This is a genomic window from Pseudomonas cavernicola (assembly GCF_003596405.1).
In the GTDB taxonomy this organism is placed as follows: Bacteria; Pseudomonadota; Gammaproteobacteria; order Pseudomonadales; family Pseudomonadaceae; genus Aquipseudomonas; species Aquipseudomonas cavernicola.
The window spans coordinates 213,781-235,612 of record NZ_QYUR01000006.1; the positions used below are offsets into that span (position 1 = coordinate 213,781).

The 21,832-nt window shown below is 58.3% G+C and carries 16 protein-coding genes and 1 pseudogene; 11 read left to right on the plus strand and 6 right to left on the minus strand.

All coding sequences use genetic code 11. The annotated features are described in order from the left end of the window. The first annotated feature begins 530 nt into the window (after positions 1–530). From xdhA to guaD, 5 genes are all read left to right on the plus strand, one after another. Positions 531–1,970: a xanthine dehydrogenase small subunit gene (gene xdhA, locus D3879_RS17045; RefSeq protein ID WP_119955463.1), complete on the plus strand. Its 1,440-nt coding sequence runs from the start codon at positions 531–533 to the stop codon at positions 1,968–1,970. After that, positions 1,963–4,359, plus strand: coding sequence for a xanthine dehydrogenase molybdopterin binding subunit (xdhB, locus tag D3879_RS17050; protein WP_119955464.1), 2,397 nt, complete (start codon positions 1,963–1,965; stop codon positions 4,357–4,359). The genes xdhA and xdhB overlap by 8 nt, the downstream gene beginning before the upstream one ends. Positions 4,360–4,449: 90 nt before the next feature. Then, a complete protein-coding gene (locus D3879_RS26565; protein ID WP_158592097.1) occupies positions 4,450–4,623 on the plus strand; it encodes a hypothetical protein in 174 nt (57 codons plus the stop codon). Then, positions 4,620–5,471, plus strand: a complete 852-nt coding sequence (gene xdhC / locus D3879_RS17055; RefSeq protein ID WP_119955465.1) for a xanthine dehydrogenase accessory protein XdhC — start codon at positions 4,620–4,622, stop codon at positions 5,469–5,471. The genes D3879_RS26565 and xdhC overlap by 4 nt, the downstream gene beginning before the upstream one ends. A 145-nt stretch (positions 5,472–5,616) precedes the next feature. Next, positions 5,617–6,924 (plus strand): guanine deaminase, encoded by a 1,308-nt coding sequence (gene guaD, locus D3879_RS17060; protein WP_119955466.1) that lies wholly within the window; start codon positions 5,617–5,619, stop codon positions 6,922–6,924. 183 nt (positions 6,925–7,107) lie between these two features. Here guaD and D3879_RS17065 read toward each other — a convergent pair whose 3' ends face one another. Beyond that, the gene (locus D3879_RS17065; RefSeq protein WP_119955467.1) at positions 7,108–7,878 is read right to left on the minus strand and encodes a GntR family transcriptional regulator; all 771 of its coding nucleotides are present in this window, start codon (positions 7,876–7,878) and stop codon (positions 7,108–7,110) included. Between the two features lie 634 nt (positions 7,879–8,512). Between D3879_RS17065 and D3879_RS17070 the strand changes: the two genes are divergently transcribed. Next, complete coding sequence (locus tag D3879_RS17070; RefSeq protein ID WP_119955468.1) at positions 8,513–9,856, plus strand: NCS2 family permease; 1,344 nt, start codon at positions 8,513–8,515, stop codon at positions 9,854–9,856. An 87-nt stretch (positions 9,857–9,943) separates the two neighbouring features. Beyond that, on the plus strand, positions 9,944–10,570 hold the full coding sequence (locus D3879_RS17075; RefSeq protein ID WP_119955469.1) for a LysE family translocator: 627 nt from the start codon (positions 9,944–9,946) through the stop codon (positions 10,568–10,570). A gap of 88 nt (positions 10,571–10,658) precedes the next feature. Here the strand turns inward: D3879_RS17075 and D3879_RS17080 are convergent, their stop codons facing one another. Together D3879_RS17080 and D3879_RS26570 are read right to left on the minus strand one after the other, a co-directional pair. Next, on the minus strand, positions 10,659–12,455 hold the full coding sequence (locus D3879_RS17080) for an ATP-binding protein (RefSeq protein ID WP_238474276.1): 1,797 nt from the start codon (positions 12,453–12,455) through the stop codon (positions 10,659–10,661). Positions 12,456–12,627: 172 nt separating this feature from the next. Next, on the minus strand, positions 12,628–12,801 hold the full coding sequence (locus tag D3879_RS26570; RefSeq protein WP_158592098.1) for a hypothetical protein: 174 nt from the start codon (positions 12,799–12,801) through the stop codon (positions 12,628–12,630). 451 nt (positions 12,802–13,252) lie between these two features. Here D3879_RS26570 and D3879_RS17085 point away from each other — a divergent pair. Then, a pseudogene (locus D3879_RS17085) lies at positions 13,253–13,396 on the plus strand (chromate resistance protein ChrB domain-containing protein); the annotation flags it as partial. Between the two features lie 19 nt (positions 13,397–13,415). On the opposite strand, the gene D3879_RS17090 reads toward D3879_RS17085, so the two are convergent. Continuing rightward, positions 13,416–13,901, minus strand: a complete 486-nt coding sequence (locus D3879_RS17090) for an adenosine-specific kinase (protein WP_119955471.1) — start codon at positions 13,899–13,901, stop codon at positions 13,416–13,418. Positions 13,902–14,663: 762 nt separating this feature from the next. Between D3879_RS17090 and D3879_RS17100 the strand changes: the two genes are divergently transcribed. Next, the gene (locus tag D3879_RS17100; RefSeq protein ID WP_119955473.1) at positions 14,664–15,623 is read left to right on the plus strand and encodes a class I SAM-dependent methyltransferase; all 960 of its coding nucleotides are present in this window, start codon (positions 14,664–14,666) and stop codon (positions 15,621–15,623) included. 120 nt (positions 15,624–15,743) lie between these two features. Further along, entirely contained in the window at positions 15,744–17,180 is a 1,437-nt protein-coding gene (locus D3879_RS17105; RefSeq protein ID WP_119955474.1) for an IS1182 family transposase, read from the plus strand. A 776-nt stretch (positions 17,181–17,956) separates the two neighbouring features. Here the strand turns inward: D3879_RS17105 and ppnN are convergent. Next, positions 17,957–19,339, minus strand: coding sequence for a nucleotide 5'-monophosphate nucleosidase PpnN (gene ppnN, locus D3879_RS17110; RefSeq protein WP_119955475.1), 1,383 nt, complete (start codon positions 19,337–19,339; stop codon positions 17,957–17,959). Between the two features lie 822 nt (positions 19,340–20,161). Between ppnN and D3879_RS17115 the strand changes: the two genes are divergently transcribed. After that, entirely contained in the window at positions 20,162–20,779 is a 618-nt protein-coding gene (locus tag D3879_RS17115) for an eCIS core domain-containing protein (protein ID WP_238474277.1), read from the plus strand. A 370-nt stretch (positions 20,780–21,149) separates the two neighbouring features. On the opposite strand, the gene uraH is transcribed toward D3879_RS17115, so the two are convergent. Then, on the minus strand, positions 21,150–21,503 hold the full coding sequence (uraH, locus tag D3879_RS17120) for a hydroxyisourate hydrolase (protein WP_119955476.1): 354 nt from the start codon (positions 21,501–21,503) through the stop codon (positions 21,150–21,152). Between the last annotated feature and the right edge of the window lie 329 nt (positions 21,504–21,832).

The following is a 21,832-nucleotide window of genomic DNA, read 5'->3' on the forward strand; positions in this document are numbered from 1 at the left end:
GCCAAAAAACGGCTCTACCCAGCCTACGCCCTAATTCTTCCTCGTCATTTCCGTGCAGCTTGTCCCCGCGCACACGGGGGAGCGCGACCTGAACAGCGCTTTAGCGCTGGCCCCCTGAGCCCATAATCCAGTGCTTATTACAGCCCTACACCTGTAGGAGCGAGTTTTACTCGCGATGCTTTTCTGCCCTACCCGATTGATCGTTTCCACATTCTGCGTGGAATGCCGCCAGACACGCTCCCGCGTCACTATCTCTTCGTCATGCCCACGCAAGTGGGAATCCTGCTTCTACGGCGCCCCCCACGCCATAGCTGAACAAAAGTTTACTGGCTGGCCCTCTGCGGCGACGCACCTAAGCTCAAGATATCAAGGTCGCAGGCATCTACCAGGCTGCGGCCGGTTCATAACTGAAAGGCATGACGATTGCCTGACTGCCAGGTCAAATATTTATTGACCCAAAAGTCAGAAAACTCTAAATTCACTCTCATACGAGCCCTCGTAAAAAACAATAAATTGCCTGGAGGTCGTCCTTGATCCAGTTTTTACTCAATCGTGAGCTGCGTACCGAGCAGCGTCTCGACCCGAATGTCACCGTGCTGAACTACTTGCGTGAGCACGTTGGCAAGCCCGGTACCAAAGAAGGCTGCGCCTCTGGCGATTGCGGTGCGTGCACCGTGGTGGTTGGCGAGCTGGAAGGCGACTCGATTCGCTACCGCACCCTGAATTCCTGCCTGACGTTTGTTTCTTCCCTGCACGGCAAACAGCTGATCACCGTTGAAGACCTCAAGCACGACGGCAAACTGCACAGCGTGCAGCAGGCCATGGTCGACTGCCACGGCTCACAGTGCGGCTTCTGCACCCCCGGCTTCGTCATGTCGCTGTTCGCCCTGCAAAAGAACAGTAGCGGCCACGACAAGGCCCAAGTGCATGAAGCACTGGCCGGCAACCTCTGCCGTTGCACCGGCTACCGACCAATCCTGGATGCTGCTGAACAGTCCTGTTGCCAAGCCAAACCCGACCAGTTCGATGCCCGCCAGGCCGAAACCATCGCCCAGTTGCGCGCCATCGCGCCGAAGGAAATCGCCGAGCTGAACAGTGGCGACAAACGCTGCCTGGTGCCGCTGACCGTCGCCGATCTGGCCGACCTCTATAGCTCGCATCCGGAAGCCCGCCTGCTCGCCGGCGGCACCGACCTGGCGCTGGAAGTCACCCAATTCCACAAAACCCTGCCGGTGATGATCTATGTCGGCAATGTCGCCGAAATGAAGCGTGTTGAACGCTTCGACGACCGTCTGGAGATCGGCGCGGCCACTGCGCTGACCGACTGTGTCGAGGCCCTCAGTGCGGAGTACCCGGACTTCGGCGAACTGCTGCACCGCTTCGCCTCCTTGCAGATCCGCAACCAAGGCACCCTCGGCGGCAACATCGGCAACGCCTCCCCCATCGGGGACACCCCGCCGCTGCTGATCGCCCTCGGCGCACAGATCGTCCTGCGCAAAGGCGAGAACACCCGCACCCTGGCGCTGGAAGACTACTTCCTCGACTACCGGGTGACGGCTCGCCAGGAAAGCGAATTCATCGAGAAGATCATCGTGCCGCGCGCCAGCGCCAGCCAGACCTTCCGTGCTTACAAAGTGTCCAAGCGCCTGGACGACGATATCTCCGCCGTCTGCGCAGCCTTCAATCTGCGTATCGAGGATGGCGTGGTCCGTGATGCCCGCGTCGCCTTCGGCGGCATGGCGGCCATCCCGAAACGTGCAGCGGCCTGTGAGCAAGCCCTGATCGGGGCCGCCTGGTATCCAGGAGCGATCGAGCGCGCCTGCGCGGCCTTGGCGGAGGACTTCACCCCACTGTCCGACTTCCGCGCCAGCAAGGAATACCGCCTGCTCACCGCCCAGAACCTGCTGCGCAAATACTTCCTCGAACTGCAAGCCCCTGAAGTCGAAACACGGGTGACCGCTTATGTCTAATCACATCGTTAAAAAGACCCAGGAAGAGCTGACCGCGCTGTTCCACCAGGACCTCACCACCGGCGTCGGCCGCAGCGTCAAACATGACAGTGCGGATAAACATGTGTCCGGTGAAGCGACCTATATCGACGACCGCCTGGAGTTTCCCAACCAGCTGCACGTCTATGCCCGCATGAGCGACCGCGCTCACGCACGCATCACCAAGATCGACACCGCGCCGTGCTACGCCATCGAAGGTGTGACTCTGGTCATCACCAGCAAGGACGTGCCCGGCCAACTGGATATTGGCGCAGTAGTGCCTGGCGACCCACTGCTGGCGGACGGCATCGTCGAATATGTCGGCCAGCCAATCATCGCCGTGGCGGCGAAGGATCTGGACACCGCGCGTAAGGCGGCGATGGCGGCGATCATCGAATTCGAAGAGCTCGAGCCGATCCTCGACGTCGAAGAGGCGCTGCGTAAAAAGCACTTCGTGCTCGACAGCCACCAGCACAAACGCGGCGACTCCGTCAACGCGCTGGCCAGCGCACCACATCGTCTGCAAGGCAAGCTGCATATCGGTGGCCAGGAACACTTCTACCTGGAAACCCAGATTTCCTCGGTGATGCCGACCGAAGACGGCGGCATGATCGTCTACTGCTCGACGCAAAACCCCACCGAAGTACAGAAGTTGGTCGCCGAAGTGCTCGGCGTGCCGATGAACAAAATCGTCATCGACATGCGCCGCATGGGCGGTGGCTTCGGCGGCAAGGAAACCCAGGCCGCCGGCCCAGCCTGCCTATGCGCGGTGATCGCGCACCTGACTGGACGGCCGACCAAGATGCGCCTGCCGCGCGTCGAAGACATGCAGATGACCGGCAAGCGCCATCCGTTCTTCGTCCAGTACGACGTCGGCTTCGATGACAGCGGCCGACTCCACGGTATCCAGATGGAGCTGGCGGGCAACTGCGGTTACTCGCCGGACCTGTCCGGTTCGATCGTCGACCGGGCGATGTTCCACTCGGACAACGCCTACTACCTCGGCGATGCCACCATCAACGGTCATCGCTGCAAGACCAACACCGCTTCCAACACCGCCTACCGCGGTTTCGGCGGCCCGCAAGGGATGGTCGCCATCGAAGAAGTGATGGACGCCATCGCCCGCTCCCTCGGCAAAGACCCGCTGGAGGTGCGCAAGGCCAACTACTACGGCAAGACCGAGCGCAACGTCACCCACTACTACCAGACCGTGGAAGACAACCTGCTCGAAGAGATGACCGCCGACCTCGAGGCCAGCAGCGAATATGCCAAACGCCGTGAGGAAATCCGCGCATTCAACGCCAAGAGCCCGGTGCTGAAGAAGGGGCTGGCGCTGACGCCGGTCAAGTTCGGCATCTCCTTCACCGCCACCTTCCTCAACCAGGCCGGCGCGCTGATCCACATCTACACCGACGGCAGCATCCACCTGAACCACGGCGGCACCGAAATGGGCCAAGGCCTGAACACCAAAGTGGCGCAAGTCGTCGCCGAAGTGTTCCAAGTCGATATCGAGCGGATTCAGATCACCGCGACCAACACCGACAAGGTGCCAAATACCTCGCCGACCGCCGCATCGAGCGGTGCCGACCTGAATGGCAAGGCTGCACAGAATGCCGCCGAAATCATCAAGAAACGCCTGATCGAGTTCGCCGCGAGGCACTACAAGGTCACCGAGGAAGACGTCGAGTTCCGTAATGGCCACGTGCGGGTGCGCGACCAGATTCTGACGTTCGAGGAGTTGATCCAGCAGGCCTATTTCGGCCAGGTTTCGCTCTCCAGCACCGGCTTCTATCGCACCCCGAAAATCTTCTACGACCGCAGCCAGGCGCGCGGCCGGCCGTTCTACTACTACGCCTACGGTGCCGCGTGCGCCGAAGTGCTGGTGGATACCCTGACCGGCGAATACAAGATGCTGCGCACCGACATCCTGCACGACGTCGGCGCCTCGCTGAACCCGGCCATCGATACCGGCCAGGTCGAAGGAGCCTTCGTCCAGGGCATGGGCTGGCTGACCATGGAAGAGCTGGTGTGGAACGCCAAAGGCAAGCTGATGACCAACGGCCCGGCCAGCTACAAGATTCCGGCGGTGGCTGATATGCCGCTGGACCTGCGCGTCAAGCTGGTGGAAAACCGCAAGAACCCGGAAGACACCGTGTTCCACTCCAAGGCTGTCGGTGAGCCGCCGTTCATGCTCGGCATCGCTGCCTGGTGTGCGATCAAGGATGCGGTCGCCAGCCTGGCCGACTATCGCGCCCAACCGGCAATCGATGCCCCGGCCACGCCGGAGCGCGTACTTTGGGGTGTGGAGCAGATGAAACGACTGCAGCAGCCGGCCAAATCCGCTGCCGCAGTCGAGGTCGAACCCGCCTGAGCCTGTAGGAGCCAGCATGCTGGCGAAGCACTTGCACAATGGCTATCGCCAGCAAGCTGGCTCCTACAAAAAAGATAACGGTGCACAACAATGACAACACACACCGAACATTCACTGGAAGCACCGGCGCAGCAAGCCCGCGAAGCACTGCCGCCGCTACTCCTGCTGGAGCCGCTGGGCACGCCGGCGCGTCCGCACAAGGACGATGACTGGCGCCTGTCGCGCTCCGCTCGCCCGCTACGTACCTGGAGGCTGAGCAAATGAGCAACTGGATCAGCGCCCTCGCCGACCTGCAGCAACAAGGGCAACCTTGCGTGCTGGTAACCATCATCGAAGAGCGCGGTTCGACACCGCGCAACGCAGGCTCGAAAATGGTGGTTACCGCTGAGCGGATCTTCGAGACCATCGGCGGCGGCCATCTGGAATACAAGGCGATGAAAATCGCCCGCGAGATGTTGGAAAGCCGCAGCCAGGACACCCGCCTGGAACGCTTCAGCCTCGGCGCCAGCCTCGGTCAATGCTGTGGCGGCGCCACCGTGCTGCTGTTCGAGCCGATGGGACAGCCGCAGGCGCAGATCGCCGTATTCGGTGCCGGGCATGTCGGCCGCGCCCTAGTGCCACTACTGGCCAGCTTGCCGTGCAAAGTGCGCTGGATCGATTCGCGCGAAAGTGAATTCCCCGAGCAACTGCCTGCCGGCGTAGAAAAAGTCATCAACGAAGAACCGGTCGATGAAGTAGAGAACATGCCTGCCGGCAGCTACTACATCGTCATGACCCACAACCATCAGCTCGATCTGGAGCTGACCGCAGAAATTCTCAAACGCAACGATTTCGCCTATTACGGCCTGATCGGCTCCCGAACCAAACGGGTCAAATTCGAACACCGCCTGCGTGAGCGTGGTTTCCAGCCTGAAGTCGTGCAACGCATGCGCTGCCCCATGGGCCTGCCCGAAGTGAAGGGCAAGCTGCCGATCGAGATCGCCGTGTCCATCGCTGGCGAGGTGATAGCGACCTACAACGCCGCTTTTGGCGAACAAAGAGCCGGCCAGAAAAGTAGCAGCAGCGAATCAATCGCCAAATTGCTCCCGGCTTCGCGCAGAAGCCAAGCTTGACCTCCCCTCTCCCACTTGTGGGAGAGGGGCCGGGGGAGAGGGGTGGCCCATCTACCCTCTCCCCAACCCTCTCCCGTAAACGGGAGAGGGAGACAGCTTCCCGTGCCTCAGCGGCTATCGAACAAAACCTGAATTAGAGATTCCCATGACTACAACGATCAAGGCCTATCGCGCAGCCATCTTGCACAGCATCGCCGACCCCGCCGAAGTGGGTATCGAGCAGTCTTACCAGTATTTCGAAGACGGTCTGTTGCTGGTCGAAAACGGCCAGATCTCCGCTGTCGGCCACGCCAAAGACTTGCTACCAGCCCTGGCCAGCAATGTCGAAGTGACCGAGTACCGCGACGCATTGATCACCCCGGGCTTTATCGACACGCACATCCACTACCCGCAGACCGGCATGATCGCCGCGTATGGCGAGCAACTGCTGGACTGGCTGAACACCTACACCTTCCCCACCGAAAAGCAGTTCGCCGACAAGGCGCATGCCGCCGATGTGGCGAACATTTTCCTCAAGGAACTGCTGCGTAACGGCACCACCACCGCGCTGGTATTCGGCAGCGTGCACAAGCAATCGGTTGACGCTTTCTTCGAGGCAAGCGAGGCACTGAACCTGCGGATGATCGCCGGTAAGGTGATGATGGATCGCAATGCGCCGGACTACCTGACCGACACTGCGCAATCCAGCTATGCCGACAGCAAAGAGCTGATCGAGCGCTGGCACGGCAAGGCCCGCCTACACTATGCCGTGACCCCACGCTTCGCACCGACCAGCACGCCCGAACAGCTGACCTACGCCGGCAAGCTGCTACAGGAATACCCGGGGCTGTACATGCACACCCACCTCTCGGAAAACCTCGACGAGATCGCCTGGGTGAAAGCGCTGTTCCCAGAGCAGAAAGGCTATCTGGACGTTTACGACCACTTCCAGCTACTCAGCGAGCGCTCGATGTTCGCCCACGGTGTGCATCTGTGTGATGAAGAGTGTCAGCGTCTGGCGCAAACCGGTTCGGCAATCGCTCACTGCCCGACCTCCAACCTGTTCCTCGGTAGCGGCCTGTTCAACCTCAAGCAAGCCGAGCAATTCAAGGTCAATGTCGGCCTGGGCACCGATGTCGGGGCTGGCACCAGCTTCTCCATGCTGCAAACCCTGAACGAAGCCTACAAAGTGCAGCAGTTGCAGCGCAACAAACTCAACCCGTTCAAATCGCTGTACCTGGCCACCCTCGGCGGCGCTCGGGCGCTACGGCTGGAAGACAAGATCGGCAGCTTCGCCAGCGGCAACGATGCGGACTTCATCGTGCTCGATTACCACGCCACACCGCTGCTGTCCTACCGTTTGCAACAGGCCAAGGATGTCGAAGAAAAACTCTTCGTGCTGATGACCATCGGCGATGACCGTGCGATTAAAGAAACCTTCGCTGCCGGCCGCTCGGTGCACCAACGCGGCTGAACAGCGGATATTGATGGTTCCCACGCTCCAGCGTGGGAACCGAGCCCTGGACGCTCCGCGTCCCGCTCTAGCAGACGCAGAGCGTCTGAGGCAGCATTCCCACGCAGAGCGTGGGAACGATCAACTTATCCCAAGCCCATAAAAAAGCCCCGCATCAGCGGGGCTTCTTGTTTACCGGTTTACTCAGACGCTACGAGAAGTGCTGCGCCCGGACTTCTTCTTGGTCTGCAGCAGGTGCGAGAACACCGCGTGCAGGTCGTCGGAAGCGCTGTCTTCGTCCAGGTTCAGTTTGCTGTCGATATGATCCATGTGGTGCATCATCAAGCTCACGGCCTTGGCGGTGTCCCGCGCCTCGATGGCGTCGATCAACTGATTGTGTTCATCGTATGAACAGTGCGAGCGGCTGCCGCTCTCGTACTGGGCGATGATCAACGAGGTCTGCGATACCAGGCTGCGCTGGAAGCTGATCAGCGGTGCGTTTTTCGCCGCCTCCGCCAACTTCAAGTGGAACTCGCCGGAGAGGCGGATACCGGCACCGCGATCGCCGCGGGAGAAGCTGGTTTGTTCGTCGGTGACCATCTGCCGTAACTCAGCCAACTGCTCAGCCGTCGCGTGCTCTACCGCTAGCTCGGTGATCGCGCGCTCGACCATCCGCCGGGCGTAGAAAATCTGCCGCGCTTCATCCACGCTCGGGCTCGCCACCACCGCACCGCGGTTGGGGCGCAGTAGCACCACACCTTCATGGGCCAGACGCGATAAGGCCCGGCGGATGATGGTGCGGCTGACGCCGAAGATCTCGCCCAAGGCCTCTTCGCTCAGTTTGGTGCCCGGCGCCAGGCGCTGCTCGAGGATGGCATCAAAGATATGCGCGTAAACGACATCGTCCTGAGTCCCGCTGCGGCTGCTTTTGCCGGTACGCGGTTGCTTCTTGAGGGGCTGCAATTGTTCGTTCATTCGGGCTCGCGTCAAAGAGGTCGGCGGTCATGCGAGACTCTACTGCCTTTCCCCGGGCTGCTGGCAAGCAGAAGTAATGGAAAGTCAGAGGGTAAAAGTACTGGCATATTGTACACAATCAAACCTGCCTGCACACTTTGCGCCCCGCCGCATTTGCCTGCGCACTGAGCCCTCGTCCTGTCCGTCAGTAGTCCTGGTCGGCGGCCTATTGCTCTGCCCAGCAGCGCAACCCTTAGAAAAAATCCCTCTGCGCATGGCTTTTTCCCGCTATCGCTTCGCGATTTATGCCGCTAAAACCCGCCACAAGCAGTCCGCCACGCCTCTTAAAGACTGCACACTAAAATCTTATCTATATGTTTTTAAAGGAATTTATACAAATAGCGAGGCTCGATTGTCGCGCACAATCCGTCTATCTATATACCCACAATTCAGCGGTGCGATTTACGCAACAGTGAAAACATTATTTGCTTTTTTTGTATACAAACGCATAATCGCGCTCGTGTGACTTCCTGACCAAAGAGTCAACAAACCCAACCAGCAAGCGCACCACACATGCCACCTGCCTCAGAGAGCCGCTGCAGCAAAACCATCGGCTCTCGGTGACCAAAATAAAAGAGATGAGGAGTACCCCGCTGTGGAAAGCACTAAACAAGAACAAATATATGCCGCGAACCCCGCTAGCCCTGGCCTGCTTGAACGTCTGTTCAAACTAAGCCTGCATCGCACCACAGTCAAAACCGAGCTAGCCGCCGGCCTGACTACCTTCATCACCATGGCCTACATCATTTTCGTCAACCCCAACATCATGGCCGATGCCGGCATCGATCACGGTGCGGCGTTCGTCGCCACCTGTATCGCTGCAGCGTTCGGTTGCTTCCTGATGGGCCTGTACGCCAACTGGCCGGTTGGCCTGGCACCGGGCATGGGCCTCAACGCGTTCTTCACCTACACCGTGGTCGGCACCATGGGTTACAGCTGGCAGATCGCCCTGGGCGCGGTGTTCCTCTCCGGCATCCTGTTCATGATCCTGACCTTCTCGAGGATTCGTGAATGGCTGCTCAATAGCATCCCCAGCAGCCTGCGCTTTGCGATGGGCGCAGGGGTCGGGCTGTTCCTCGGTCTGATCGGTCTGAAAACCGCCGGCATCGTGGTCGCCAGCCCAGCCACGCTGATCAAGCTGGGTGACCTGACCTCCGCCGGCCCACTGCTGGCAGCGATCTGCTTCCTGATGATCGCCGTGCTCGAATACCACCGCGTGTTCGGTGGCATCCTGATCAGCATCCTCACCGTCACACTGGCGGGCTGGGGTCTGGGTCTGGTCGAGTTCGGCGGGATCTTCTCCATGCCGCCGAGCATCGCGCCGACCTGGCTGGCGATGGATATTTCCGGCGCCCTCAACGTCGGCATGATCAGCGTTATTCTGGCCTTCCTCTTCGTGCATATGTTCGATACCGCCGGCACCCTGATGGGCGTGGCGCAACGTGCCAAGCTGGTCGATGACAACGGTCACATCGAGAACCTGAGCAAAGCGATGAAAGCCGACAGTACCTCCAGCGCGTTCGGCGCACTGGTCGGTTGCCCGCCAGTCACCAGCTATGTGGAAAGTGCCGCAGGCGTCGCTGCCGGTGGTCGTACTGGTCTGACCGCAGTCACTGTCGGCGTGCTGTTCATCGCCGCGATGTTCTTCGCCCCGCTGGCCGGGATGATTCCGGCCTACGCTACCGCTGGCGCGCTGATTTATGTGGCGATGCTGATGATGAGCGGCATGGCGCACATCGACTGGGAAGACCACACCAACACCATCCCGGCGATTATCACCGTGGTAATGATGCCGCTGACCTTCTCGGTCACCGATGGTCTGGCCCTGGGCTTTATCACCTTCGTGGCACTCAAGCTGTTTACTGGCAAGCACAAGGAAATTTCCGTCAGCCTGTATGCACTGGCTGCGATCTGCCTCGCCAAGTTCATCTTCCTGTAAGGTTCAACTCGGCGACAGCAAGCCTCAGCGCTCCGGCGCTGGGGCTTTTCTACATCTGGAGAAAAGTAACATCTGGAGAAAAGCAAAATGAGTCTGGAAACCTGGCTGCTGTTCAGCAGCGCCGCACTGATCGTGATCCTGATCCCCGGGCCATTGTCCTTGCTGATGGTCAGCAACAGCCTGAACTATGGGTTGCGCCGTTCCTTGCCGGCCTTTCTCGGCGGGGTCAGCGCCTCGATCTGCCTGCTCAGCGCCTCCGCCCTCGGGCTCGGCGCCTTGCTGCTCGCCTCGGAAAAACTCTTTAGCGTGTTGAAGATCGTCGGTGCGCTCTATCTGTTCTACCTCGCCTGGCAAAGCTGGGGCGAATCGCGCCAGGCCGCCAAACCGGCGAGCGCCGAAGAACAGCCAGTCAACCCAAGTTTTCGCAGCATGTTCTGGAAGGCCTTTGGTCTAGGCGCCAGCAACCCGAAGGACATCCTGTTTTTCGCCGCCTTCCTGCCGCAATTCATCAGCGCCGAATGCCCGCTGCTGACTCAACTGCTGGTGATGATCGCCACCTGGGCAGTGCTCGATCTGGCCAGCAAGCTGTTCTACGGTTTGAGCGCACGAGGCGCCGCGCGTTTTCTGCGCTCAGGCAAGGGGCAGGTGTGGTTCAACCGGATCAGCGCGGGACTGTTCGCCGGGGCGGGTACGGCTTCATTGCTGAGTCGTTAAGCCGCTTGGCGCAAGGGGGCGGCCTTGGTCGGGGGCCTTCGTTGGAGGGAATCGGCCCCCAATGAAAGCCCCGGTGACACGTGACTGATTAGCGGGTTTTCGCGCATGCCTGGGGCACACGTAGGCGCAGCCCGGCACGCGTGCCCTTCCCTAGCTGGCTCTCCAATTCCAAACTGCCCCCCATGCAATCCGCCAGTCGACGACAAAGGGCTAAGCCGAGGCCACTACCGCCGCGGCTGATGCGTTCCATATCCAGCGGCAGAGCGAACGGCTCAAACAGCATGGGCAGTTCGACGCTAGCGATGCCAATGCCACTGTCACTGACCACCAGTTGCACCTCCACCTGCGCCTTGCCACAGGGAGTCGCCTGCAGACTCACTTCGACGCCACCATGGTCGGTGAACTTCAGAGCATTGCTGAGCAAGTTGTTGAGTATTTGTAGGTAGCGGTGCGGGTCTAGCCAAACCTCAGCCGCCACTGCCACCGAGCAGGTCAGCGTCAAACCCTTCTTGCTGGCTTTCGCGGCGTAGCGCTCCACGCCTTGTTCGGTCAGGGCCCGCAGATCCGTCGGCTCGCTCTCAAGCATCAGCCTGCCCGACTCCAAGCTGACAAGGTCGCGAAGATCTCCTATCAATCGCAGCAGTGTGCCATTGGCTTCGCGGGCGATGTGCAAGGCTTCTTGTCCGCGCACGGATAAACCACTGTCCTCACCTGCCAGGTCCAGCATGCCGCCAACCACGTTCAACGGTGCACTGAACTCCCGACCAATGGCAGTGAGGAAAGCCCCCTTCGAGCGATTGGCCGCTACGGCCTGCTCCTTGGCCCCACTCAGCTCCAGCAACAGGTTCTCGCGCTCGGTAATATCCAGCCCACCGCAGATCATCCCCAGCAATTGCCCCTTACTGCCCCGATAAGGCATGCCCCAATGCTGCAAGACCCTGCGCTGCTCGTGACTCTGCAACTCCAGATCGATGGTGTAGGGTTCAGCCCGTTCGATCGCGCGCAGGTAGCGCGCCTTGAAGCCTTCGACATCCGCTGCCGGCAACCAGCCAAGATCCATAACACAACGACCTTGCATCTCGGCCAAACTCAACCCGATGAAGGCGCAAAACGCCTGATTGCAAAACAACAAACGACCATCCCCATCGCACACGTGCATTTGCACGGGCATGGATTGAATCATGCTGCGCAATAGCTGCAGCTCACCCTCCATCGCCTGGAACTGTTCGGGGTGAGGCTCCGGGGCACTCTCCTTACCTTCCAGCAAGCTATTGCGACGGGCAATCTCGGCCAGTTCGACCAGAGAACTGGCATGCAACTTCTGCATTAACCGCGCTTTGTAAGTGCTCACCGTCTTGAAGCTGATAGCCAACTGCTGGGCGATGCTCTGATTGGAAAAACCCTGAGCCAGGTACTGCAACACCGTAAGCTCACGTGCGGACAACTGATGGAGAACTTCGCTCCCGTCCTCCTCCGCGTGCGCGGGGTCATGCACCTCCAGCGCCTCACGCGGAAAATAGCTGCGCCCATGCAGTACGGCCCTTGCCGCACTGCGCAACTCCTGCAGATCATCGTGTTTACTGACAAACCCCTGGGCTCCCGCCTGCAGGCAGCGCCCAGCGAAATGACCGGTATCCTGCGAGCTGTAAACCAACACTTTGAGCGTCTTGTCGTGCATTTTCAGACGACGAATCACATCCAGCCCACCCAGTTTGGGAATGCTTAGCTCCAGAATCACCAGATCCGGTTGCGTATCCCGATGCAGCGCCAACGCATCCAGCCCGTTATCCGCCTCGGCCACCACCTCATGCCCCTCCGCTTCCAGCTTCAGGCGGATGGCCTTTCTGATAATCGGATAACCATCGACGATCATGATTCGGCTCAACTGCTCGCCCCCTCTGCTCTTGTCTGCTGCATCCATCCGTTTACGGCTGAAGACTAGCTTATCGGCCGCAGCCCGCTTCCGGACACGCCCTGTTCATCCCTAGAGCGCTGAACAAAGGTAATTCACGGACTACCGGGATGGCCTTTACCAAAACGGCGGCCACTTTGCCTTTTCACAACTGACCATCCGCCGCCACGCGCACATATTTCGCGTCGAAGCGCAGCTTCACGTTGTTGGCATTGCCCAACGTGGAACCATCGGCGAATTGCATGCCGACGACATCGGCATTGGCGGCACCTTCCCCCAGCAGGCCCTTGTCGAAGGAAAAGCGCCGAACCTTGTCCATGGTCTCGCGCAACGTGGCCGCACTGGCGAAGTCATAGGCGCTGGCCGGCGTATAAAACGGCTGGGGCTGCGCGAGTTAGGCATCGTAGCTAGCAAGGTCGGTAACCGCTGTGATTGGTCGAATAGGGCAGTATCCAACGTCGCTGCCGTACCGATTCCAGCTATCGCGAGCGGCAGAGTGGCCTGGGTTATCGGCAAACCTGTGAACGTCATTACGCGAAGCCATTTAAGAAGCCTTCGGCCAAGGGCGTGGGGCGAAGACAGCCTGCTTTGCTGGAACTTCATGTGCGACTTCTGCAAATGAGCGGCAAGGGTCGATTCCTGCCTTTCGCTACTGCCTGGACCCAAAGGGTTATTACCTTCCCCGCTTCACATAGCCCCGGATGGGGCTTTTTTATAGTGCGTCTCAGGACTAGCGTAGAGATAGCTGCTATTTGGGTTGTGACCTCTATATGAAAAGCTGGCTAACCCTCATCACCGGCTTGCCGACTGCAAACGCCACCGCTCGCATGCGCGCGTGGCGAGCACTTAAAGCCAGTGGCGTCGCCGTACTCCGCGATGACGTCTACCTGCTGCCGGACAGTGAAGCGTGCCGTTATTCCTAGTGCTCTTCACTCATAGCTTGTAGCCGATCTGCCGCAACAAATTCTTCCGCCATAGGATGTCGTCGTCACCTTCGATGCCATTGGCACAGAAGCCATCCACCACGCCCAAGACACCTCGCCCCTGTTCCGTCTCAGCGAGAATCACTTCAGTTGGATTGGCTGTTGCGCAGAAAATGCGGCATACCTCTGGAACCATTTTGACGGTGTTCAACACGTTCAGCGGATAGAAGCCGTCCCCGAGGAAAATGATGAAGCTATGGCCGGCGGCAATGGCTTTCGCATTCTTCTGGGCAAGTTCGATCATGGCGGTATCGGTGCCAGACCATCGCACCAGGCATTTGCCTGAGGCTTCACAAAAGGCCACGCCAAACTTGATACCTGGCACGGCAGCAACCAAGGCTTCGTGGATGTCCTCGACGGACTTGATGAAGTGCGTCTGACCAAAAATGAAGTTCGTAGCTTCCGGCTTATCGATTTTCACGGTGATGAGTTGCATCTCAAACTCCTCCTTTCCTGATGTTGTTTAACGGTGCGGAAATCATGAAGTGCTATCACAGGGTTCGAATCAGGCCATCAGATGCCTTCACCACACAACATAGTGGTTAAGCCAAGGGGCGGCGGAACACCGTCGCAGCGAACGAAGTGAGCAATTTGAATGCTATCAGGGCCGGTATGTGTTGCATGGCCAAGCATCTCAGAGCCAAGTACCCGGCCCTAGCGAGTCAGTGGCCGCTTGAGCTCCGTGCGCCAGGTGGCCGGGGTCAGGGTTCGAATCTGGGCCCGCGACGTAGCACTCCCAGGGGTCCCGGGCTTCGGGGTTATCCCTCGGCGGCGACCCAGACAAGAAACTCGGCCCAAGTCGCGCCACGGCCCTCGTAGGGACCGTGGTAGACAGTCCGTGCCACCGTTGCAGCGGGCAATTGCCCCGCCTTCACGGCGGTATGGTTGTAGTACGCCATCTTGATAGTTGGTGCCACTGCTTCAACGTAGGCAAACAGGCGAACCTGGTCGCAATGACGCCCCGCCCGTCCGCATACCTCCAACGTTAGGCGTTTCTGCGCACTCCCTAAAACAAACATTCGACCGTGTCGAAAACATAAAATAGGGGGGACAGACTACGTTTTTAACAAATTCGGGTATGTCCCCTATTACCCCTTCGGTAAGCCTGACAAGCTTCAGGGGGCATCGCGAGACTTGCCAACCAGCAGGCAAGCTGTTGCGTTTAAAATGTGGCGTAACGGATAACTGATGATTAGCTATGAATTCAGACGCCATCGCTACCTTGCAACACCATTTAATCTCCGAGTTAAGCACTGCACCGAGCGACGCTCGTCGCCTATTTCACGGTAGGGGGCGACGCTGGCTGGGGCTTGAGGACATCACCGTTGACTGGTTACAAGGCGTGCTGTTGGTCTCGCTATTCAGGGAGCCAAATGAACCCGACCTCGTCGCGCTAACGCAAATGCTGATGGCATTGACCCAATCACCCGAGTGGCTGCAAACCCAAGCGCATACACTCTTGCTGCAACACCGCTACCTCCAGGACAGCACAATGGAATGGCTGCTGGGGGATCCAGTTGATGAGTGGCTTATCACTGAGGATGGCCTGCGCTTTAAATTGGATTTGGGCAAAAAACAAAATACGGGTTTGTTTTTAGATATGCGCTATGGCCGCCGTTGGGTTCGCGCCCAGGCCAAGGGTAAGCGCGTGCTGAATCTATTTGCTTACACCTGCGGTTTCTCTGTTGCTGCCATTGCCGGTGGCGCTGAGCATGTGGTGAATCTGGACATGTCCAAAGCGGCCTTAAGCCGTGGGCGGGACAATCACCGGCTAAATCAGCATGATCTAAGTCGAGTGAGTTTTTTAGGACATGAGTTGTTTAAATCTTGGGGAAAAGTAAAAAAATACGGCCCCTATGACCTGATCATCATCGACCCACCCTCTTTCCAGAAGGGTAGTTTCGTACTGAGTCAGGATTATCAAAAAGTCCTGCGCCGTCTGCCTGATTTGCTTACCGCACAAGGTGACGTATTGGCTTGCACAAATGACCCTGCCATAGGCCCTGACTTTTTAATCGAAGGCGTAGCCAATGAGGCGCCGAGCCTGCGTTTTGAGCAGCGGCTAGAAAACCCGCCAGAGTTTGCCGACATCCACCCCGACGGCGGGTTGAAAGCGTTAGTGTTTACAAAAAAACGCCGCGTCTCCGCCAACGCTTAGCCCCACCATGAAGGGGGCAGACTTATACATGCACTCGAATGTCGCCTTTGGGTCCAGGCTGTGTGAAAACCCTCGGGATTGTCTAACCTTCTGGACGTCGAGATCGTAAGGGGGACGATCATGAAGCGATTCATTGAAGGCGAGGCTCGAACTCAAGTCACCTTGCTGCCGGAGTGTTTGGACGATTACGTGGCTGAAGAAAATCCGGTGCGTGTGGTCGATGTCTTCGTCGACGAACTCGACTTGGGTGCGCTCGGTTTTGAGGGTGTTGCCCCTGCCACGACCGGTCGCCCGGCCTATCATCCAGCGGTCTTGCTGAAGATCTATATCTACGGCTATCTCAATCGGATTCAGTCCAGTCGCCGGCTTGAACGTGAGGCCGAGCGCAACGTGGAGTTGATGTGGCTCACGGGGCGCCTGGCCCCGGACTTCAAAACCATTGCCGACTTTCGCAAGGACAACGGCAAGGCCATTCGTAACGTATGCCGTCAGTTTGTCGTGCTTTGCCGTAACCTCAATCTCTTCTCTCAGTCGATCATCGCCATCGACGGCAGCAAGTTCAAAGCCGTAAACAACCGCGACCGTAACTTCACCCAGGGCAAAGTGAAGGCACGCATGCAACAGATCGAACAAAGCATCGATCGCTATCTTGCGGCGATGGATTCGGCGGATCGGGCAACGCCGGAGGTAGCCGAAGCCAAGGCTGAGCGGCTGAAGGAAAAAGTAGAAACCCTGAAACAGCAGATGCAAAAACTCAAGGCCATCGAGGCGCAGTTGCGCGAAAGCCCAGACCAGCAAATCTCTCTCACCGATCCTGACTCGCGCTCAATGGCCACGAGCGGCCGAGGCACCGGCACGGTCGGCTACAACGTACAAACAGCGGTCGATGACAAGCATCACCTGATCATCGCCCATGAAGTCACCAACGTTGGGAATGATCGAGCGCAGCTCAGCAACATGGCGAATCAGGCGCGTGAGGAGGCCGGAGTCGAGACACTGATGGTTGTTGCCGACCGAGGCTATTACAAGGGCACGGAAATCGTCGCTTGCGAACAAGCCGGTATCGCCACCTTCGTTCCTAAACCGCTGACGTCCAGCAGCAAAGCTGAAGGTCGATTCGGCAAGCAGGACTTCATCTATGTTGCCGCTTCGGACGAGTATCGGTGCCCGGCGGGACAATCACTGATCAGGCGGTTTTCCTCGGTGGAAGATGGGATGTTGCTGCACTGTTATTGGTGCTCGGTCTGTCAGGCCTGCTCGATGAAAAAGCAATGCACGACGGGCAAAGAGCGTCGGGTAAAACGCTGGGAGCAGGAGTCGGTACTCGATGCGATGCAGCTTCGCCTGGAGCATGATCCCGGGAAAATGAAAGTCCGCCGGCAGACCGTCGAACATCCTTTTGGGACACTCAAATACTGGATGGGCGCCACCCATTTCCTGACCAAAACCCTGCCGAGGGTGAGCACTGAAATGAGCCTTCATGTGCTTGCCTATAACCTCAAGCGAATGATGAGTATCTTCGGCATCCAGGGATTACTTGAGGTGATTAAAGCGTGAAGCAAACCGCCGAATCATCAGCCTGCGGCTGACCAGAGCCCCTGAGTCGGCCCAGGCAGCCACATAGGGGGCTGAACGATCTGCGTAGACCAATCGGGTACTTCTTTTGCAAATTCCTCAGGTGAACTGCGCAAGCTTCAGTTTTTAACCTGCCCAGCGAGTTTTCACACAGCCTGGGTCAGGACTTGCCCTTGGTTACCTTGGCCTTGGCTTCGCCACCGTACGCTGGACCATTGAACCCAGGTCCAGTCCCATTGCGGTAAGCGTAGCTCTTCGCAGCTATCGTCGCGGCACTTAACGCTGTAATGCACAGGACGATTACCGACAGCGACCTGACCGTTGTCGTCCGCATAGGTGAACCGCTCAAAGCCTACCGAACCGTCAGTGGATCTGGCCCTCTCGAATGGGTTTTTGGGTTTCCCTTCGCAGGAGAGCACGTCTTAGGTCAGTTGATGTAAAAAAATACACCAAGTAGGGAAGGTCGCGACGAGCAGCCAGAAGCGCCGCCATGGCAAGCATAGCTGCGGGATTTTACTGAAGGGCTGTGTTCGGCCAGAAACGGGCACTCGACGACAACTGTTGAGCGCTGGTGTAACGCCTCTTGGGAGCCATAAAGTCGATAAGCGCTTTCACTGCATAACTGGCACACGTATCCGCAGCGAAAGGAATCGCAACCTGTACTCCTCCCAGCAACGAGTCGTCTCCCGCGCGTTGAGGCCAGGCTCGAAACCGCGACAGCCCGAGCCCGGGTCCTTCCTTCAGCGCCGTGGCAAGCGTCAGGCTCCGCTTTCCACCACCCGATAGCAGGGCACATAGGCCGCGCCGCCTGGCAGCTTCATGCGGTGCTGCTCGACGAACGCTTGTAGCAAGTGATCCAGCGGCTGCATCACGGCCGCATCGCCATGGATCTCGTAGCAGCCGTGCTGCTCGATCAGGCGGATGCCCTTGTCTTTCACATTGCCGGCGACGATGCCGGAAAAGGCGCGACGCAGATTGGCCGCTAGCTCGTGAGGAGGCAAGTCGTGGCTAAGCTGGAGGTTGGCCATGTTGGCATGGGTGGGGTCGAACGGGCGCTGAAAGCCTTCGTCTATTTTTAGCAGCCAGTTGAAATGAAAGGCGTCGTTGCGCTCTCGGCGGAACTGCTTGACCGCTTTTAATCCCAGGGCCATTTGCATTGCCACTTGAGCAGGATCATTGATGATGATCTGGTAAAAGCGCTGTGCGGCGTCCCCCAGAGTCGCGCCGACAAACGCGTGCAACTGCTGCAGGTAGCGCGCCGCACTCTTTGGCCCGGTCAGAATGACCGGGAACGGTAATTCTCGGTTATCCGGGTGCATCAGGATGCCAAGCAGGTAGAGGAACTCCTCGGCAGTGCCGGCACCACCGGGGAAAATGATGATGCCGTGGCCAACGCGTACGAAGGCCTCCAGGCGCTTCTCGATGTCCGGAAGGATCACCAACTCGTTAACGATCGGGTTAGGCGCCTCGGCAGCGATGATTCCAGGTTCCGTCAGCCCCAGGTAGCGGCCGCCGTTGATCCGTTGCTTGGCATGGCCGATGGTGGCGCCCTTCATCGGCCCTTTCATCACGCCAGGCCCGCAACCGGTGCAGACATCCAGTTTGCGCAGGCCCAGTTCGTGACCGACCTTCTTGGTGTACTTGTACTCTTCGGTGCTGATCGAATGGCCGCCCCAGCACACCACGATCTTTGGATCTACCCCGGGACGCAGGGTGCGGGCGTTACGCAGCAGATGGAAGACGTAGTCGGTGATGCCCTGGGAGCTGATCAAGTCGATGCGCTGGCTGTCCAGTTCGTTCTCGGTATAGACGATGTCACGCAGGGCGCTGAACAGCATCTCGCGGGTGCTGGCAATCATCTCGCCGTCGACGAAGGCATCCGCCGGCGCGTTGAGCAGTTCCAGGCGCACCCCTCGATCCTGCTGATGAATGCGAACCTCGAAGTCCCGGTAGGCATCAAGAATGGTCTTGGCGTTGTCAATGTGGGAGCCAGTGTTGAGGATCGCCAAGGCGCACTGGCGGAACAGCCTGTAGATGCTGCCCGATCCGGCTTCGCTCAGTTGCTGCACTTCGCGGTGGGACAGTGTTTCCAGGCTGCCCTTTGGGCTTACTTGAGCGTTGATTACTTGTCTTGGGGGCATTCTAGGTTCCATGAAAGCGATGCCAACGAACCAGGAAGGGGGCCATTGCATCAGGATAGTGGGCGCCGAACGCATTGGCGCGCCGCTTGTTACGACAGTAGTTCTCGTCTGGGCATGGCGATGTCACAAGCCGCGCTGTGGATCTTTGCTCCAGAGGATGTGGATCAGCGAAATAGCGAGATCCTTAGGGGCTGACAAGGAAATTCTGGAATCTGCTTTCAACGACTGAGTCGGACGCTGGCCACCATCTGATGTGCGCAAACATCCAGGCAACCATGGCGGGGTGACGCTGCAGATTTCTCCTGTCGATTGAGTATGACGGTTGCGGGCAGGACCGGTCACCCGGCAGAAGTAGAGCAGGTGCTGGATTCCGCCATCCAGCGATCTTGCCTTACGCAATGTCTACTTCTGGCCGATGTCAGCCTCTGCTCAACGGCCGCAATGGGTCCAGGCTCTGTGAAAACGTTTTGAGTGCCAAGCGCTGATCAATCAATGATCAAATTTGGTGCTCTCTCGCGGATTCTATGCAAGCTAGCTCGGATAACTTCTGCATATTTCGCGTAGCAACGCGAACCTCAGAATTGAGCGGGAGTTTTCACACAGCCTGGGTCGAAAGCAGCCGGTGCCGAGTTCTCGATTTCGCACGGGCTTACATCCGGATGTTGGTGGACAAAAAAAAGCATTCTCTATCCTATGGTCAGAAAAAGCTGTGGGCCTCAGGGTAACGAATGGTGGCCGCAGCAGTCCAACGCGTGGTTAGACAACGGGCGCGGCGATGCCCACAGTATCGCCTGCCGATCACCATTGCCTCTGGGAGAATCAATGCCAGCTGTTTTTTTGCGTCAATTCATCTGGTTAGCGGTACTGCTCTTTTCCTTCGGCACTTCGCTCCCTGTATCCGCCTGCCCTGCAGGGCAGTACAAAGTCTGCGTGGTCGCTTGTTTTTGTGCCCCAGGCTCCAAAGAGGAAATTGGGTCGATCTACGAAAACATGAGCCAAATGGCTGCCTCTGGATTACAGGAGTGGATAGTGCAATCCCGCAACAGCGCGGCAACTGGCGATACTCGGACAATCCCGCTGAATATCCGAGCCCAGCTCGAACCCTACTATGACATTCAAGTGCTCGATTCTGCTCGCTACAAAGTGGGCGATGATGTGGAGCTGAACGCCGCACACACCATGCTGCAGAATCCCGATGTGAATGCCGTCACCCTTGTGGACATCATCGTCTTCCGGAATTCGGATGACGCACTTAACAATGTCGCGCTCTGGGCGCATGAGTTGAAGCACGTGCAGCAGTACCTGCAATGGGGCGTTCGCGAGTTTGCCACTCGCTATACCCGTGACTACAACGCCGTCGAGGCGCCTGCCTACGAGATGCAAAGCCGGGTGGCTAGAACGCTGAGAAACAGCGTTGCCCAGTCCGAGCCTTCTCGGTAACCCTTGAGCTCAAAGGGTTAAACGTAGTCTGCCAATTGAAATAAGGGACACCCATTAGCCGGTCCCCTATTACTCTGCAAAACAACTACGCAACCCAACTACCGATGGGCGGCTAGCGTAGACCAGACATGTCATCGATCCCCTGAGCTGGTCTGGTCAAGCCCTGAGCGGAGAATTACGCCTCATAAGGCTGCGGTTCATCCTTGGTCAAACTCAACGCAAACAAGTGTTCAATTCTCGCAGCCACGCCCACAGGATGGGCTGGCGCAAATTCCGCCTGCCTACTGACAAATGAAGGGCGAAAAAAAGCCCGCAGTGTGAACGGGCTAAGGACTCTTCCAAAGGAGTCGAGGGCAATCGGGCTTGCTGCCTAACTACCGCGGTAGGTGGAGTAGCTGTAAGGCGAAATCAGCAGCGGTACGTGGTAGTGATCCTGCTCGGCGGAAATGCCGAAGCGCAGTACCACAACATCTAAAAAGGCTGGGTTGGGCAGCTCTACCCCTCGGGCACGGTAGTAGTCACCGGCGTGGAACTGCAGCTGGTAGACCCCGCTGACATAGTCATCGCCTTGCAGGATCGGCGCATCGCAGCGGCCATCGTGGTTGGTCTGCGCGGTTGCAATCAGCTCCAGCCGTTCGGCTTCGACCCGATACAACTCGACCTTGATCGCGCTGCCAGGGCAGCCGTGCGCGGCATCCAATACATGCGTCGTTAAACGTCCCATTGGTTCAGGGCATCTGCGCTCGCCGAGCGAACCTCGCAGACACCACGCCTCCTCTACTCAGTTGAATTCGGTACGCCGCACAGGCCCAAAGCCCCGGCGCGAGCCAAGCTTAACACGCCACTTAAAGAATATAAGACACTTTAATTGAAAATTGTACACAATAATTTCCGTCTACATCCTGCATGAATCCACGACCCAGCTTGTCTATGGCTGTTTAGTACGCTCAGCCATCTGGCCTTGAAGGCGGTAACGCCTGAGCACTCAGCTTATTGCTTTGCAAGCACACTGCAGCGAAAAACAGTGAAATTTTAGATTTACAAAACACCATT

Coding starts and splice junctions, on each gene's coding strand:
- xdhB (WP_119955464.1), top strand. CDS start 1,963: ATGTCTAATCACATCGTTAAAAAGACCCAGGAAGAGCTGACCGCGCTG.
- D3879_RS26565 (WP_158592097.1), top strand. CDS start 4,450: ATGACAACACACACCGAACATTCACTGGAAGCACCGGCGCAGCAAGCC.
- xdhC (WP_119955465.1), top strand. CDS start 4,620: ATGAGCAACTGGATCAGCGCCCTCGCCGACCTGCAGCAACAAGGGCAA.
- guaD (WP_119955466.1), top strand. CDS start 5,617: ATGACTACAACGATCAAGGCCTATCGCGCAGCCATCTTGCACAGCATC.
- D3879_RS17065 (WP_119955467.1), bottom strand. CDS start 7,878: ATGAACGAACAATTGCAGCCCCTCAAGAAGCAACCGCGTACCGGCAAA.
- D3879_RS17075 (WP_119955469.1), top strand. CDS start 9,944: ATGAGTCTGGAAACCTGGCTGCTGTTCAGCAGCGCCGCACTGATCGTG.
- D3879_RS26570 (WP_158592098.1), bottom strand. CDS start 12,801: ATGGACAAGGTTCGGCGCTTTTCCTTCGACAAGGGCCTGCTGGGGGAA.
- D3879_RS17090 (WP_119955471.1), bottom strand. CDS start 13,901: ATGCAACTCATCACCGTGAAAATCGATAAGCCGGAAGCTACGAACTTC.
- D3879_RS17100 (WP_119955473.1), top strand. CDS start 14,664: ATGAATTCAGACGCCATCGCTACCTTGCAACACCATTTAATCTCCGAG.
- D3879_RS17105 (WP_119955474.1), top strand. CDS start 15,744: ATGAAGCGATTCATTGAAGGCGAGGCTCGAACTCAAGTCACCTTGCTG.
- ppnN (WP_119955475.1), bottom strand. CDS start 19,339: ATGCCCCCAAGACAAGTAATCAACGCTCAAGTAAGCCCAAAGGGCAGC.
- D3879_RS17115 (WP_238474277.1), top strand. CDS start 20,162: ATGCCAGCTGTTTTTTTGCGTCAATTCATCTGGTTAGCGGTACTGCTC.
- uraH (WP_119955476.1), bottom strand. CDS start 21,503: ATGGGACGTTTAACGACGCATGTATTGGATGCCGCGCACGGCTGCCCT.